The organism is Pseudodesulfovibrio sp. 7M6, assembly GCF_050058625.1.
GTDB lineage: Bacteria > Desulfobacterota > Desulfovibrionia > Desulfovibrionales > Desulfovibrionaceae > Pseudodesulfovibrio > Pseudodesulfovibrio salinus.
In genome coordinates this window covers 36,105-51,809 of record NZ_CP188816.1, presented here as the reverse complement: position 1 = coordinate 51,809, position 15,705 = coordinate 36,105, and the positions used below count along the sequence as shown (strand labels likewise).

The following is a 15,705-nucleotide window of genomic DNA, read 5'->3' as shown; positions in this document are numbered from 1 at the left end:
GTCAACCCCGGAGTCTTTTCACCACCACTACGGCAATGTCGTCCTGCTGAGTCTCTTCGAAATCATGGACCGCATCCATTATCGCTTCGCGGAGGTCCAGAGCACTTTTATGCGCATTCTCCCTGATGATAGCAAGCATTCTCTGCTTGCCGAACATTTCACCCTGGACGTTCCTGGCTTCCCACACGCCGTCGGTAGCCATGACGACCAACTCCCCCTGTTCCAGAACCGTGGAATACCCCTTGAAATCGTATCCCTCCAGCACGCCCAGAGCCAGACCGTCGCCGCCGAGCTCCCCGAAGGTCCCGGTTTCCGGCATATAGCGTATGGCCGGATCATGCCCGGCCCGAACCCAGCGGACCTCGCCGCTTTCGTCCGCCGAAAGATGGAGATAGAACAGTGTCAGGAACCGGCCGGTGCCGTCCAGGTCCCGGCTCAGGACCTCGTTGACGATACGGACCCGCTCCTCCGGGGTGTGGGGCACCCAGGACAGGGAGTGCATCTGGCCGCGCGTGGTGGCCATGACCAGGGCCGAGGCCGCCCCGTGACCGGATACGTCGCCAAGCAACACATCCAGCCCGATATTCCCGTCCGCATCCGATACGGAGATGAAGTCGTAATAGTCGCCGCCGGTCTGGTCGCAGAAATGGATGCCGCCGGAAATGTCCCACCCCGACAGGTTTGGCTCGGCGCGCGGCAGGAGCAGGTTCTGCACCTCCTGGGCCAGTTCCATGTCCCGCCTCAGTTCCATGCGTTCCCGCAGCTTGGGGCCCATCTCGTTGAAGGCGTCCACCAGCGCCGCCCGCTCGTCGAGCAGATGGTGGTCGAAGTGTACGGAAAAATCCCCGTCCGCCAGCCGCTTGGCCATCTGCGCAAGGTTGAGTATGGGCCAGGTAATGGCCCGCGAGCCGAACCAGGCGATGAGCCCGATCACGACGAATATGGCGGCGGCCACAATCGCCGACATCTGGCGCATCCGGGAGAACATGGTCTCCATCTGTCCCGCCATATGGTTCGGCAATTTGTTGATGACACTCTCCGGCGCGAGCAGCAGGAAACTGAAATCGGGATTGGAGGCCCAGGCCAGCACCGAGGGTTTGCCCTCATACGTGATGCGCATGTGCCCCACCCTATGCCGATCCATGGCCTTGATGATCGAATAACCGAGATCGGAATTGTTACCCCCCATCCATTCGGGCTCTATCCCGGACATCATCCGCCGATGCCCGGCCTTGTCATAGGCCTGCTGGGCCAGAACGAGCAGCCCCTCCTGCAGGGTCTCCGCATTGAGCGCGCGGGAGACCATGAATGAACGGATGCTCTCGCTCCAGCGCGAACTGAGCACCGAGTCGTGCAGCACGCTGGCATTGGGCACGTCGATGGCGGCCACGCCCAGGAACTTGCCGTCCACACCGCGAATGGGGCAGGAGATGGTGGCCACGGCCCGGCGGGTGGCCGGGTCGATCCACGGCGTCGTCCACACGTGGTCCCGCCCGCTGTCTCGGGCCCGGGTGTACCAGTCCTCCTCGCGGTGGTCGTAGTGCATGGGAAAATCGTCATGGCCCGGATAGGTCATGAACACGCCCGACTCCAGGCCGATGTTCAGCCAGACAGAATCGTCATCAAGAACCTTATAAATACGACGGAAGGCAGGCAACAGCGTTTGCAGGCTGGCCATCTCGCGCATTTCCGCCGGGGTCGGCTCGCCCTCGGTGCGAAACGCGGCCGAATCCAGGCTCACCCACAGCTTCTTGCTCCCGCCCATCATGGTCTGCTTGACGTAGTCGCCGCGCGGTGCGGCATCAGGCGGCGGCGGGCTGCGGTGCCCGGCCCAAAGCAACGGTTTTTTATCCGGGTAATCGACCGCACACTCCATCGCGGTCCGGGCCTGCCGGGCCAGCAGGTTCACGCCCAGGGTCATGGTCTGGCTGCTTTTTTCCAGCCCGTCCAGCATGGTCGCCGCGTTGTGCTCCAACTCGGCAGTGACGATCTCGAGCAGTTCGTTGCGGGTGGTCTCGGAGAGGCTGTGCCCCATATTGAGAACCGTCCGCCCCATCAGGGAGCGGGAAATGAACATCGGCCCCAGGCTGAACGCCAGGAGCACGACAAAAAATTTAACTCTGATGGGCATACGCATTTTCGATTCCCTTTGCCTGATTTGCCACACAGCGACAGGCCTGTCCACTTCCCGCCCGTATCTTATTAATACTTGGAAAAGCATTCCATTCCGTTTATATCCCCGAAAGTACCACCCAAACCACGGACAGCGCCATGCCGAGCCCCAACGAAACCAAACGCGTCACCAAAACAACCCTTTATTCCTGGGTCTTTTTCCGCAATCTCCATTTGCAGCTCATCGTGATCGGCATCATCTTCGTCACGGTAGCCATGCGCGTTTTCCCCCTTGAGATGCAAAAACGCATCATCAACGAAGCCATCGGCCTGCGCGACCTGCCCGCCCTGTACCGCTACTGTGCCCTGTACATAGGCGCGGTAACCCTGGCCGGAGTGCTCAAGTTCGCCATCAACCTGCTCCAGGTCTACATCGGCGAGCGCACCCTCAAGATCGTCCGCGAGCGGCTCTACGAGCACCTGCTCTCCCTGCCCATCCAGTTCTACCGCCGCACCTCGCCGGGCAACGTCATTTCCTACATCATAACCGAATTCATCCCCGTGGCCACCTTCATCGGGCAGGCCGTGGCCGTGCCCGCAGTCAATATCCTGACCTTCCTGGCCATGGCCTGGTACATGATCCACCTCAACCCGACCATCGGGCTGATCTCCATCACCCTCTACCCCATCGAAATCCTGGTCCTGCCGCAAATCCAAAAATATTTCCGCCGGGCCAACCGCCGCCGCATCAAGCACACCCAGCGCCTCTCCGGCCTGGTGGGCGAGGCCATCTCCGGCGTGCACGAGGTCCACTCCAACGCCTCCATCCCCCTGGAGATGAACCGCTTCTCCAAGGTCCTGACCAAGCTGTACAAAGCCACGGTCATGCAGAACGCGCTCAAGTTCCTGATCAAGTTCATCAACAACTTCTTCATGAGCCTGGGACCCTTCGTCCTCTTCCTCATCGGCGGCTACTACGCCATCAAGGGCCAGTTTGACGTCGGTGCCATCGTCGCCTTTCTCTCCGCCTACGAAAAGCTCTATGATCCGTGGAAGGAACTGATGGAATTCTGGCAGGTCTACCAGGACAGCTCCGTACGCTACAAGCAGATCATGCGCGCCTTTGACCACGCGCCCGAACACGCCCAGTTCATCGAAGGGCGCAATCCCCTGGTGCTGGACAACGACATCGAAATCCGCAATCTCTCCTTTGTGATCGGCGGCAACATCCGCCTGCTCGACAAAGTCTCGCTCTCCATCAAGGGCGGCGAGCACGTGGCCCTTGTCGGCTTTTCCGGCTCGGGCAAATCAACCCTCGCCCTGTGCGTGGCCCAGCTCTACAAGTATACGTCCGGCACCGTGATGATCGGCGGCGAGGAAGTGGCCGACCTCTCGAAACGGGATATTTCCTACAACCTCGGCATGGTCGCCCAGGCCCCGTTCATCTTCGACGGCACCGTTCGCGAGAATCTGCTCTACTCCTGCCAGGCCCTGGCCCTGCAAGGCGGCAAATGTACGGAAAACGGCGAGGAGCCGGACCTGGACAGCCTGATCAAGATCACGCAGCAGGTCGGCCTGTTCACCGATGTCCTCGCCTTTGCCCTGCGCTCCAGGCTGGAAAACGGCGAGCACCCCCAGGTGCGCGAGGCCGTTGTCGCCTCCCGGCGCGAATTCCAGGAGGGCGAAACCGGCATGTTCGCCGATGTGGCGGACAAGATCGAATTTTTCGACATGGCCAACTACTGCCACTATCTTTCCGTGGCTGAAAACATCGCCTTCGGATCGGCCGTGGCCGAGGAATACGACCAGGAGCACCTGCACAAGCAGCCCGGTTTCATCAAATTCCTTGAGGACCACAACCTCATGGCCCACCTCTCGGTGCTGGGCGAGGCCCTTGCCCGGGTCATCACCGACGAACTCGGCCCGGAGCCGGAGCACGACGCCTTCAAGGATTGCCCCATCCCGGAGGCGGAATACGGCAGGTATCAGGCCACCGCCAACCGGCTCGATTCCGGCGAGCCCCTGAGCAGCGATGAAAAGGACCTGATCCTCAAGCTCGCCCTAAGCTACGTGTCGGGCGTGCACACCCAGGTCACGCTGGACCCCGCCTTTGCCAACCGCGTGGTGGTCTCGCGCCAGGACTTCATCGACATGGTCCGGGAAAAGGGCATCAACGCCTTCAGCTTCTTCGAGCCGGACAAGTACATCGAGAGCCTGAACATTCAGGACAACATCCTCTTCGGCCGCGTGCGTACCGAATCCCCGGGCGCGGAAGAGGAAATCTACCACCGCATCATGCAGGCCCTGATCATGCAGGGCGCGCTGGAGCCCGTGGCCGAGATGGGCATGGCCTTCGAGGTCGGCTCCATGGGCGACCGGCTCTCAGGCGGCCAGCGCCAGAAGATTGCCCTGGCCCGCACCTTCCTCAAGGCCCCGGCTATCCTCATCCTGGACGAGGCCACTGCCGCCCTGGACAACAAGTCCCAGGCCCGCGTCCAGAACATCATTACCAACAACATGAAGGGCGTCTCCACCGTCCTGGCCGTCATCCACCGCCTGGACATGCTCCCCTACTACGACAAGGTCGTGGTCCTCAAATCCGGCAAGATCGTGGAGCAGGGCCCCTACGAGGAATTGCTGGCCAAAAAGGGCGCGCTCTACACGCTTATCCATGGGAAAGAGGAGTAGAGGGAGTCCGTTCCTTCATCATACGAATAAAAAAGGGCCCCGACTGTGTCGGGGCCCTTTTCATTACCTATCCCTCATCCCATCGCAGCCCATGGCCGCAGACAGGACCGGACATTTTCTAGTATGCGGTGAAAGTGTCCTTGGGCTGGAAGCAGATGGGACACTTGTCGAAGTCCTCGCCCTTGTGGATGTAGCCGCAGGTGGGGCAGAGGTAGAACTTGTCGTCGTCCGGGGCGTCGATGTCGTTGTAGGCGTCCATGTAGCGCTCGGCGTGGACGGATTCGGCCAGCTTGGCGCGGGAGAAAACCAGAACGGCCTTCTTTTCGCCTTCTTCCTCGGCCTTCTTGATGAAGGACGGGTACATATCCGAGGTCTCGTAAATTTCGCCGTTGGCACCGGAGATCAGGTTCAGATCGCAGGTGCCGGGCACGGGAGCGTCAACAGTGGGCTTCTCGTAGTCGGGGTCCATCTTGGAAACCAGATCGTACTCCAGACCGATGTGAATCTGCTCGGCAGCGGCGGTGGCTTCGAAGAGGCGGGAAATCTGGTCGTAGCCCTGATCCTTGGCAGCCTTGGCGAATGCCAGGTACTTGTTGTGGGCTCCGGTCTCACCTGCGATGGCGGACTTGAGGTTCTCCAGAGTGGTGCCGACCTTGGTCTTGCTGTCGGCCGCGATATTGAAATTGGTGGAATTCTTCACGTTAGGCGCTTTTTCTCTGACTTTCATGGAAATAAATCTCCTTATTGGTGTTTTGAATTAGCAGCCGGCATCAGGGTATGCCGGACGGGTTCCATACTCACCCCGTGCTGATAGGAATGATTATCACTTAAATTCACAGCCGAAGTCAAGCGGTTGCAGCTCTTTTGTTTTGATCACGAGCAAACAAAAACAAATTTTGCATGATTTCAGTGTGTTGTGTCGCATAAAAAATGTCGACGCAAAAAAGAGTGACACAAAATCCCGAGGGATTTGTCACTCTTCCTTCAAGCCTCAATAAAAGTCAGGAAGGGACGGCAGCCCCCGGAGTCTGCTTCTAGAATCCATTCTCCAGCGGAGGCCAGACCAGGGCGTAAGTCTCGGGCTCAATATCGGCCTTGGGCTGCGCGGTCCGGGTGCGGCCCGAGACCTTCAGCTCAACGTGGCGGCCGACGATCCGCAGCCGGTTTTCGGCGTACCACTGGATGGCCTGGGGATAGATGCGGTGTTCCATCTTGAGGATGCGCGGGGCGAGCACGTTACCGTCCTCGTCCGCCTGGCAGGGCACGGCGGCCTGGATGACCACCGGGCCGTTGTCCATCTGCTCGTCCACGAAATGGACGGTGCACCCGGCGATCTTGACCCCGTAGTCCGCAGCTTCGGCCTGGCCGTTCACGCCGGGAAAGCTCGGCAGCAGGGATGGATGGATATTGATGACCCGGTTCTGGAACGTGGAAAGAAAAAGCGGTGTGACGATGCGCATGAAACCCGCCATGACGACCAGCCCGTCCTCGCCCACCCCAGCCTGGATGATGGCGTCTATCATGGCCCGGTCAAAGTCCTCGCGCGAGCGGTAGTCGTCGTGCAGCATGACCTTGTAGGGCAGGTTGTGCTTCTTGGCGCGCTCAATGCCGAAGGCACCGGGCTTGTTGCAAAGCACCAGCTTGATTTCGGCGTCCAGCACGCCCGCCTCAATACGGTTGATGATGGATTGAAGATTGGAACCGGAACCGGATATGAGAACGGCAATGGGCAGTTTCATGACAACTCCTTTCGAAAAAGAAAAAGCGCGGAGCAATTTGCTCTCCGCGCCTTCTTGTCCCATTCGGGCTAGTTAATCAAGAGCGGAATCCCGCGATCCCGTCAGCCAGACAGATGCTTCCTCCGCAGAGGTAAACACCTTGACCTTCGTTCCGAACTCGGAACCGACCGGTTCATATAATCTGGCGCTGTGAAAACGTTCCGGCCGCGAGACCAGGGCAATGCGCAGGGGGGATTCAAGATGCAGATCCCGGGAAATCCTGAGCGCCACACCATAGTGGGCATTGTCCTCACCACTGAAAACCAGTTGCCGATGATCAATCATCAATCTGGAAAAATCTTCGGACAGACCGGGGAAAGTCAGTATGGCCTCAATACAGTCGAACAACATCTCCGGGCTGTTTGTCTCACCGCTGATGACGGCCAGAATATAGCCGAAGCGTTCTTCCGTGGTATAGGTAATCGGCATTCGGTCTCCTTCGGCTGAATTTTCAACCTCACGGGACAGACTACCCAAACCGGCCATCCGTTTCAACGGTCATTTATAGGGAATCGATTACTTTTCAGCCAGCAGCGCCTCCACCAAACCGGGGATGGTGTAGTCCGTGGCCTCCACATCGGGCTTGAAGCCGAACTTCTCGACGGTCCGGGTGGTCACCGGGCCGATGGAGGCGAGCTTGACGTCCGGGTAGCAACGCAGCGTTTCCGGTGAAATCAGCTCGAAGAAATTCTCCACCGTGGAAGAGGACGTGAAGGTGACGTACTGAATCGCCTCGTTCTTCATGGCCTCCTCTATCTCGTCGCCGGACGCCTGGACCAGCTTGGTCTCGTACACCGGCAGGACCGTGACGTTGCACCCCGCCTTCTTGAGTTCCTCGGGCAGGACCTCGCGGGCGACCTTGGCGCGGGGTATAAGCACCTCGCTGCCCTGGATGCCGCGTTCCAGCAGGCCGGAAACCACATGCTCGGCCACGTACTTTTCCGGCACGAAATCCGGGTTGATGCCGCGCTCGCGCAGGGCATCCGCCGTGGCGGGACCGATGGCCGCGATCTCCATGCCGCCGAAGATGCGGGAATCCAGGCCCACGGCGGTCAGCTGATTCCAGAAGAATTTGACGCCGTTGACCGAGGTGAACACCACCCACTGATAGCGGGCGAGCTGGAGAATGGCGGTCTCCACTTCCTCGTAGTCGTCCAGCGGCTCCACGGCGATGGTCGGGAACTCGTGCACGCACGCGCCCAGGCCGGTCAGGGTGCCGACAAGTCCGCTGGCCTGCTCGCGGGCGCGGGTGACGACAACGCCCTTGCCCAGCAGCGGCCGCTTTTCGAACCAATTGAGCTTGTCATGCAGGGAGCAGACACCGCCGACCACGATGATGGACGGGGCCTTCCAGTTCCGCGCCTTGGCATCCTCTGCCACGTTCTCCAGGGTGGAGACCATGGAGGTCTGGTTGCAGCGGGTGCCCCAGCGGACCAGGGCCACCGGGGTATCGGCGGCGCGGCCGTTCTTCATCAGGTTCTCGGCGATCATGGGCAGGTTGCCCACGCCCATGTAGAAGACCAGGGTGGAATTGGACTGGCCGTATACCTGCCAGTTGTTGCCGGACTCCTCCTTGGTGGGGTCCTCATGGCCGGTGATGAAGCAGACCGAGGTGGTGAAGTCGCGGTGGGTGACCGGAATACCGGCATAGGCCGGAGCGGCCACACCGGCGGTGATGCCGGGCACGACCTCGAAGTCTATGCCGGAGGCGACCAGTTCCTCGCCCTCCTCGCCCCCGCGTCCGAAGACGTAGGGATCGCCGCCCTTAAGACGACAAACGATCTTGCCGGAGCGCGCCTTTTCCACGATCAGGTCGTTGATCTTGTCCTGAGGCAGGGTATGGTCCCCGCCCTTTTTGCCCACGTAGAGGACTTCACAGTCCGGCTTGCACCATTTCAGAAAGTCGGCGTTGGCCAGATAATCGTAGATCATGATGTCGCAGGTCTCGATGATCTCCTTGGCGCGCAGGGTGAGCATGCCCGGATCTCCCGGACCGGCTCCGACGAGAAAGACGTTTGCCATGTTGTTTTGCCTCCGGCGGCCGGGGGAAGGGGAAGAGGGGCACCCTTTGAAAAGGGTTGTCCCTCTTCCCCTTCCCCCGGACCCCCATCCCTATCTCCCTTCCTAAACTTTTTGGTCTGCTTCGCAGGGGGAGGGGACGTTGGTTATTGGGTGGCGGCGGAGAGGGGAACTCTCCGCCGCCGTGATTTTCCTAACGCTTATGCCATCACGCTCTCAAGGCGGGCCTTGAGCTGGGTGAGCTTGGTCTTTTCCTCTTCCATGCCGGCCAGTTTGGTCTTTTCACCCTCCACCACTTCGGCGGGGGCGTTGTTGACGAAACCGGGGTTGGCGAGCTTCTTGGCAACGCCGACCATGGTCTTGTCCAGCTTGGTCAGATTCTTGTCCAGTCGCGCGATTTCCGAGTCGAAGTCCACCACACCCTCAAGAGGTACGGATATTTCGTTGCCCTGCACCACGGCCGCGCCCGAGGCCTTGGGAGCCTTGACGTCCGCGCCGATGGTAACGCCCTCGATGCGGGCCAGGGACTGGATCAGGCCGGTATTGGCCTTCAGCACGGCCTCGTCCTTCTCGCTCACCGTACGGATGAGCAGGTCGAGCTTCCGGGCGGGCTCGATGAGCAGCTCGGTGCGGATGTTGCGGATGCCGGAAACCACGCCCATGAACAGCTCCATCTGGCTGACGGCCTCCGGGTCCAGGCACCCCTCGCGCTTCTCCGGGAAACGCAGGGTGGCGATATCCTCGCTGCGGTCGTCGCCTTCGGGCCTCGGCAGCACGGACCAGATTTCCTGGGAGATGAACGGGGTGACCGGGTGGAGCAGGATCAGGATTTCGGAGAGCACGGTCCAGAGCACGGTCTGGGTGCGGGCCTTGGCCGCCTCGTCCTCGCCGTACAGGGTGGGCTTGATCATCTCCAGATACCAGTCGCAGAACTCGGACCAGATGAACTTGTAGAGAATCTGGGCGATCTCGTTGAACCGATACTCCTCGGTGGCCGAGGCGATGTCCGCCTTGACCTCTTCCAGCCGGTGCAGAATCCAGCGGTCCGCAAGGCCCTCGGCCTTGGTCACGTCCTCGGCCGGGATCACGTCGGGCAGGTTCATCATGGAGAACCGGGCCGCGTTCCAGATCTTGTTCATGAAGTGCTTGTAGCCCTCGATGCGCTGCTCCGAGAGCTTGATGTCCCGGCCCATGGCCGCAAAGCTCGTCAGGGTGAAGCGCAGGGCGTCGGCACCGTACTTGTCCACCATATCCAGCGGATCGATGACGTTGCCGGTGGACTTGGACATCTTTTTGCCGTGCTCGTCGCGCACCAGGGCGTGGATGTAAACGTGATGGAACGGGATTTCCTCCATGAACTGAAGGCCCATCATCATCATGCGCGCCACCCAGAAGAACAGGATGTCGAACCCGGTGACCAGACAGGAGGTCGGGTAATACTTGCGCAGCTCGGCGGTATCGTCCGGCCAGCCCATGGTCGAGAACGGCCACAGGGCGGAGGAGAACCAGGTATCCAGCACGTCCTCTTCCTGAACGATGTGCTTGGAGCCGCAGGAGGAGCATTCCGTGGGATCGTCGATGGCCACGGTGATCTTGCCGCACTCCTCGCAGGTCCAGGCCGGAATGCGGTGGCCCCACCATATCTGGCGCGAGATGCACCAGTCGCGGATGTTGTCCAGCCACTCGTAATAGGTCTTGGTCCAGTGCTCCGGGAAAATCTGCGTCTTGGACGGCACGGCGGCCCGGGCCTTCTCGGCCAGCGGCTTCATGGAAACGAACCACTGGGTGGAGACGTGCGGCTCGATGACGGAGTGGCAACGGTAGCAGGCGCCCACCGAGTGGTCGTGCTCCTGCACGTCAACCAGATAGCCCTGCTCCTTCAGCTCCTCGCAAATCACGGTGCGCGCCTCGTCCTTGTGCAGGCCGCGATATTTTTCCGGCGCGTTCTCGTTGACGTTGCCGTCCTCGTCCAGAATGGAAATGACTTCCAGGTTATGCTTGCGGCCCAGCTCCCAGTCGTTCATGTCGTGGGCGGGCGTGACCTTCAGGCAGCCGGTGCCGAACTCCATATCGACGTACTTGTCGCCGATGATCGGCAGGACGCGGCCCACCAGCGGCAGGATGGCCTCCTTGCCGATGAGGTGGTTGAACCGGTCGTCGTCCGGATTCACGGCAATGGCCGTATCACCCAGCATGGTCTCGGGCCGGGTGGTCGCGATGATGAGATCGCCGGAGCCGTCGGCCAGGGCGTACTTGATATGATAGAGATGGCCGGGACGCGGCTCGTGCTCGACCTCGTCGTCGGCAAGAGCGGTGTGGCAACGGTTGCACCAGTTGATGATGTAGTTGCCCTTGTAGATCAGTCCCTGCTCGTAGAGCCGGACAAAGACCTCGCGCACGGCGCGGGCGCGCTGCTCGTCGAAGGTGAAGCACTCGCGGGTCCAGTCCACGGACGCGCCGAGACGGCGAATCTGCTTGAAGATATGGTCGCCCTTCTCCTGCTTCCACTGCCAGACGCGCTCGATGAACTTTTCGCGGCCCAGGTCGTCACGGGTCAGCCCTTCGGTCTTGAGCTGGCGCTCCACCACATTCTGGGTGGCGATGCCCGCGTGGTCGGTGCCCGGCACCCACAGCACGTTCTTGCCCTTCTGCCGGTTGTAGCGGCACAAAATATCCATCAGGGTCTGATTCAGGGCATGGCCCATGTGCAGGACGCCCGTGACGTTCGGCGGCGGAATGACAATGGAATACGCCTCGCCCGGATCCTCGGGATCGGGTGTAAACGTCTTTTCCTCTTCCCAGTGGGTTTCCCACTTTTCCTCGACGTCCCAAGGCTCGTACGCCTTGGCCAGCTCTTTGCGAGACATTGAGATTTCCTTCCTTTTATCGGCCCGTCTGCGAATCTGGGAAAACCCGCTTCCCCGACGGCCTGAAATTTCGTATGGTTACGCTTGCGTTTTGGTATACGCCTTTGATAGCGTCGGGCTACCCTTGTCAAGAGAGCCGAGCATGTCAAGCATCCACGTATATTGGGACGAATCACATTTCTGGGGCCTGTTGGTCACCCGCGCCCTTGCAGCATGGGGCATACCGCACCGTCTCGTGCGTGGCACAGAGATAGCCGAAGGCGTGCTTAGTGGCAAGTCCGGCGAGGTTCCGGCCCTGCTCATAGTGCCCGGCGGACGGGCCAGGGGAAAGGCGGAACGCCTCGGCCCCGCAGGCATGGACGCCATCCGCGAATATGTGGAAAAAGGCGGCACCTATCTGGGGTTCTGCGGCGGAACCGGACTGGCCCTGACCGGCCGCCACGGCCTCGGCCTGTGTCCCTGGACGCGCAAGGGATACAAGAACCGGCTGCATCATTTCCTCTCCGGCCACGTGGAGGCTGTGCTGAACACGGACCACCCCCTGGTGCCGGACGACCTCGGCTCCCCGGCCATGCTCCCGGTATGGTGGCCCGGCCGCTTTGATCCCAAGTCCGACGGCGTCACCGTGCTGGCCCGCTACGGCAAGCCCGGCCCGGACTTCTGGGTGGCGGACCTGCATCTGGCCACCCTGCCCAAAGGCACCACGGCGGACTGGGAGAACCTCTACGGCATCCAGCTCCAGCCCGACTTCATGCGGGACCAGCCCTGCGTCATCGAAAACGGCTACGGCAAGGGACGCGTCATCCTGAGCTACGCCCACCTGGAGACCCCGGCCTCTCCGGCGGCCAACCGCTGGCTGCTCCATATCCTCGGCAGTGCGCTGGGCAGGTCGATCGATGGCGGCCCGGTTCCGGCCTGGGACGTGGCTGCCCGGCCCGTGGTCTGGGACGACCCGGTGCTGGCCGAAGCCCGTCAGGCCATGGAGCGGATCATCGCCACCGGCACCAGCCACTTTCTGCTCTTCTGGCGCAATCCCTGGCTGCTCGGCTGGAGGCGAGGCATTCCGGGCGCAGGCATCAATTCCCTGTATTCCCTCATCTGCGAGGCCATGGCCGTCGAACCCGACGATAACGCCCTGTCCTTCTGGAACCGGCACCACGACAGTTTCAAGGTCCTCATGGAACTCCTGACCGGCGGCCTGTCCGGCTACCTGCTGGCCGAACGGCTGGCCATGACAGTGTTCCATTCCGACCCCGATGCCGTCTCCCGCGAGGGGCTGCGCGAACAGCGCGCCGCCCTGTTTGGTCTGCCGCCCCAACCCGGCGGACTTTCCACCGACCTTTCCGAACTACTCGAAGAACTATACTGGCGGCTCTCTATCGGCCGAAAGATCTGATTCCCGGCCGGTTGCAGAGCCGCATTCCTTGTGCTAACGACCATCCTGGCGGTGACACTGACAAGGCGTAAAGCCTTGCCGGTATGCGCCCGCTATATCTTTTTTTTAGCAGGACGCAATGGCTCAACAGACCCAACTCATTCAGACTTCGGACGCACGGTTCCGCTTTTCGCTCTCCGAGGACGGCATGAAGCTGGGCGTCAATCGATATTTCCCGCCCTGCGGCGGAGAAGGTCCCTCGGTGGCCCTGCTCAAACGCCAGATAGCCGAAGCCGGTGTGAACCTGCCCGTGGACGAGGAAGCCGCCCGGCAGGTGGTGGAGAACCTCTGCTGCAACGGCGAAATAAAGCGCATCACGCTTGTACACGGCATTCCGCCACAGGAACCGCGTGACGGTTCGCTCACCGCTCTGGGCGAGCTCGAATACCCTGTCTTTCCCGGCGACCGGTTCGCCAGACTGCGCAAGTCCGTGGAGGCCAAAAACGGCCGGACCATCGACGGCAGGATTCTCAAGCCCACGGCAAATTTCACCCCACAGGCCATAGATGTAAAACCCGGCGACAACGTATCCTTTGATACGGACGGGGAGACCCTGATCGCACAGGTATGGGGGCTGGCCCGATTGAGGGACGGCGTGCTGCGCGTACACCCGGTGGCCCACATGTCCGAAGACGCCATCACCATAACGGCCACAGTGCACGACCGCGACTTTCGGGGCGACCCCATCACCACGGACAAGCTGGAAAAACAGCTGCGCGACATGGGGGTAGTCATCGACATCGATACCGACCGGCTGGCCCGCCGGCTAAAACGGGCGGCGCAAAACGATGGCGAGCTGCCGGACCAGGAAGTGGCGCACGGCACCCATCCGATTCCGGGAGAGGACGGCTGGCTGGAATATCTTGTTTCCACCCGCGAGACCGCTGGTACGGAAGACGCACAAGGGCGACTGGATTTTCGCAACCGGGGCTGCTTCCCCATGGTCGAGCCCGGCCAGATCATCGCCCGCATGCATCGGGCCACTCCAGGCGAAGGCGGCATAGACCTCTTTGGCAAGACCATACCTGCCAATGCGGGGATTGACCCCACCTTCCACGCCGGAGAAAACGTTACCCGAATGGAAGACGGACTGACCTTTCAGGCCAAGACCCACGGCGTCGCCGTTATGGAAGGAAACGTGCTGACCATCACCGAGTGCATGGTCATCAACGGCAACGTGGACCTGGTATCGGGCAACGTGGAAATGGAAAGGGGTTCCATCAAAATCCGGGGAAACATCCTGTCCGGATTCCGGGTCAGCACGCCGGGACACATCTTTGTCGGCGGATCGGTGGAAAGTGCCACGGTCGAGGCCGGGGGCAACATCGAAGTGGCCGGCGGCATCCTCATGGCCCAGGGCGGCAAGCTGGTCGCGGGCGGTGGCGTTACGGCAAACTTTGCGATCAATGCGGTCATCCGGGCCAGGGGAGACGTGACCATCGCCAACGAAGTGACCAATTCCCTGATCCGCGCGGGCGGCCGGTTCGAGGCCACGCGTGGCCAGGGCATTGTCCAGGGCGGAGCGGTAATCGCAACCAGGGGGCTGAAGGTCAACGAAGTCGGTTCGGACCTGGGCGTCCCCACCACTGTCGGCCTGCAACTGGAAGAACGGGTGGAGACCGAACAGGAACGGGAACTCTTTTCACTGCAAGAGGCCATGGACAAAATCGACGAGGCGCTCGGGTCGGATTCGCCCGAAACAATTCTGGCCCGCACCTGCCCGGACGATTTCCCGGCCGTGACCGAACTGATCGCCCACAGGCAATGCCTGATGGAACGTTGCTCGGTAATCCGAAAGGAAATAAACAGGATGGCACTTGAACGGCAGGCGGAGCTGGCCGGACGGCGCATCAAGGTGCAGCGCTTCCTCTTCCCTGGTGCCACGGTCAAGATCGGCATCCGAACCCTGACTTTCAAGACGCGCACCGAAGCTTCCATCATCTTCTGGGATCAAGAGACGCGGACCATCGTGACCCGCTGACCGGTGCCCATTGCCGGACAGGCCCTTTTCGGGGTATTCGTACCCTACATCAGCACAACCCCAGCCCTGGCCCGCGCCGCCCGTCGTCATGGAAAACAGCCACCGTTTCTTCAACAACAGCGCTTGCCGCTACTTCCCCTGCCACAAAACCAAGCGGCCGGAAGACTTCAATTGCCTGTTCTGCTTCTGTCCGCTCTATTTTTTGAAGGATTGCGGCGGCACACCGCACATGATGAAAAACGGAGTGAAGGACTGCACGCCCTGCATGCTGCCCCACACTCCGGCCGGATACGACAGGATCATGGCCCGGCTGAAGGCCGAATTCGAAAAGATTCGCGGCGCGGACGAGTAGACGGCGCTACTTTTTCTCGGCGGGAACCGATTTGGCCCGCGCCCTGAACGGGTAATGGGTCAGGTAGTAATCCATCTCCCGATTCAATTGCTTTTTCTCCCGCGTCGCCAACCGGATGGTGTGATCCTCATCCTCGGCCCGGCGCTGAAAACGCCCCAGGGAGACGAAGCAGCGTTTGACCCGGCCCAGTTCCTCCGGGCAATTTTCTTTCCAATAATAATAGGCCAGTATTTTGGCCGCGCTCTTCACGGTATCCTTGGCGTATGGGAGCCGGGAACAATCCAGCACACACTCTTCACCGTCCTCCACCAACGGGAGGACCTTGAGCATGACTTCCTTTGACCGCTCCAGGGATTGCTGGCTGATGCGGTATACCTTGACCTTGCGGCTGCCCTGCCACCATTTGATGGAGTAAAGGATGGCTGTCAGTACGAACAGCACGATCCAAACTTCAGAGTCGAACATGCGATTTA

At 60.8% G+C, this 15,705-nt stretch carries 11 protein-coding genes; 4 read left to right on the top strand and 7 right to left on the bottom strand.

The window, feature by feature from the left end:
* Window position 1 precedes the first annotated feature (1 nt).
* Window positions 2-2,131 (bottom strand): SpoIIE family protein phosphatase, encoded by a 2,130-nt coding sequence (locus tag ACI0FG_RS00190; RefSeq protein WP_419786546.1) that lies wholly within the window; start codon window positions 2,129-2,131, stop codon window positions 2-4.
* Between the two features lie 140 nt (window positions 2,132-2,271).
* Between ACI0FG_RS00190 and ACI0FG_RS00185 the strand changes: the two genes are divergently transcribed.
* Window positions 2,272-4,800: an ABC transporter transmembrane domain-containing protein gene (locus tag ACI0FG_RS00185; protein ID WP_419786545.1), complete on the top strand. Its 2,529-nt coding sequence runs from the start codon at window positions 2,272-2,274 to the stop codon at window positions 4,798-4,800.
* Between the two features lie 118 nt (window positions 4,801-4,918).
* Here the strand turns inward: ACI0FG_RS00185 and ngr are convergent, their stop codons facing one another.
* The 5 genes from ngr to ACI0FG_RS00160 all read right to left on the bottom strand — a co-directional run bounded on the left by ngr (window position 4,919) and on the right by ACI0FG_RS00160 (window position 11,464).
* Entirely contained in the window at window positions 4,919-5,527 is a 609-nt protein-coding gene (gene ngr, locus ACI0FG_RS00180) for a nigerythrin (protein WP_419786544.1), read from the bottom strand.
* 307 nt (window positions 5,528-5,834) lie between these two features.
* Window positions 5,835-6,539: a phosphoribosylglycinamide formyltransferase gene (purN, locus tag ACI0FG_RS00175; protein ID WP_419786543.1), complete on the bottom strand. Its 705-nt coding sequence runs from the start codon at window positions 6,537-6,539 to the stop codon at window positions 5,835-5,837.
* Window positions 6,540-6,611: 72 nt separating this feature from the next.
* Window positions 6,612-7,007 carry a hypothetical protein gene (locus tag ACI0FG_RS00170; RefSeq protein ID WP_419786542.1) on the bottom strand — a complete coding sequence of 132 codons (396 nt, stop codon included), beginning with the start codon at window positions 7,005-7,007 and terminating at the stop codon, window positions 6,612-6,614.
* 87 nt (window positions 7,008-7,094) lie between these two features.
* Entirely contained in the window at window positions 7,095-8,600 is a 1,506-nt protein-coding gene (gene cobA, locus ACI0FG_RS00165) for a uroporphyrinogen-III C-methyltransferase (protein WP_419786541.1), read from the bottom strand.
* Between the two features lie 197 nt (window positions 8,601-8,797).
* Window positions 8,798-11,464, bottom strand: coding sequence for a valine--tRNA ligase (locus ACI0FG_RS00160; protein ID WP_419786540.1), 2,667 nt, complete (start codon window positions 11,462-11,464; stop codon window positions 8,798-8,800).
* Between the two features lie 142 nt (window positions 11,465-11,606).
* On the opposite strand from ACI0FG_RS00160, the gene ACI0FG_RS00155 reads away from it, so the two are divergent.
* The 3 genes from ACI0FG_RS00155 (at window position 11,607) to ACI0FG_RS00145 (ending at window position 15,232) form a co-directional block, all read left to right on the top strand.
* Window positions 11,607-12,860: a BPL-N domain-containing protein gene (locus ACI0FG_RS00155; protein WP_419786539.1), complete on the top strand. Its 1,254-nt coding sequence runs from the start codon at window positions 11,607-11,609 to the stop codon at window positions 12,858-12,860.
* A gap of 118 nt (window positions 12,861-12,978) precedes the next feature.
* Window positions 12,979-14,880: a flagellar assembly protein A gene (locus ACI0FG_RS00150; protein ID WP_419786538.1), complete on the top strand. Its 1,902-nt coding sequence runs from the start codon at window positions 12,979-12,981 to the stop codon at window positions 14,878-14,880.
* Window positions 14,881-14,968: 88 nt separating this feature from the next.
* The gene (locus ACI0FG_RS00145) at window positions 14,969-15,232 is read left to right on the top strand and encodes a cysteine-rich small domain-containing protein (RefSeq protein WP_419786537.1); all 264 of its coding nucleotides are present in this window, start codon (window positions 14,969-14,971) and stop codon (window positions 15,230-15,232) included.
* A 6-nt stretch (window positions 15,233-15,238) separates the two neighbouring features.
* Here the strand turns inward: ACI0FG_RS00145 and ACI0FG_RS00140 are convergent, their stop codons facing one another.
* Window positions 15,239-15,697, bottom strand: a complete 459-nt coding sequence (locus ACI0FG_RS00140) for a hypothetical protein (protein WP_419786536.1) — start codon at window positions 15,695-15,697, stop codon at window positions 15,239-15,241.
* Window positions 15,698-15,705 lie beyond the last annotated feature (8 nt).

Coding starts and splice junctions, on each gene's coding strand:
- ACI0FG_RS00190 (WP_419786546.1), bottom strand. CDS start 2,131: ATGCCCATCAGAGTTAAATTTTTTGTCGTGCTCCTGGCGTTCAGCCTG.
- ACI0FG_RS00185 (WP_419786545.1), top strand. CDS start 2,272: ATGCCGAGCCCCAACGAAACCAAACGCGTCACCAAAACAACCCTTTAT.
- ngr (WP_419786544.1), bottom strand. CDS start 5,527: ATGAAAGTCAGAGAAAAAGCGCCTAACGTGAAGAATTCCACCAATTTC.
- purN (WP_419786543.1), bottom strand. CDS start 6,539: ATGAAACTGCCCATTGCCGTTCTCATATCCGGTTCCGGTTCCAATCTT.
- ACI0FG_RS00170 (WP_419786542.1), bottom strand. CDS start 7,007: ATGCCGATTACCTATACCACGGAAGAACGCTTCGGCTATATTCTGGCC.
- cobA (WP_419786541.1), bottom strand. CDS start 8,600: ATGGCAAACGTCTTTCTCGTCGGAGCCGGTCCGGGAGATCCGGGCATG.
- ACI0FG_RS00160 (WP_419786540.1), bottom strand. CDS start 11,464: ATGTCTCGCAAAGAGCTGGCCAAGGCGTACGAGCCTTGGGACGTCGAG.
- ACI0FG_RS00155 (WP_419786539.1), top strand. CDS start 11,607: ATGTCAAGCATCCACGTATATTGGGACGAATCACATTTCTGGGGCCTG.
- ACI0FG_RS00150 (WP_419786538.1), top strand. CDS start 12,979: ATGGCTCAACAGACCCAACTCATTCAGACTTCGGACGCACGGTTCCGC.
- ACI0FG_RS00145 (WP_419786537.1), top strand. CDS start 14,969: ATGGAAAACAGCCACCGTTTCTTCAACAACAGCGCTTGCCGCTACTTC.
- ACI0FG_RS00140 (WP_419786536.1), bottom strand. CDS start 15,697: ATGTTCGACTCTGAAGTTTGGATCGTGCTGTTCGTACTGACAGCCATC.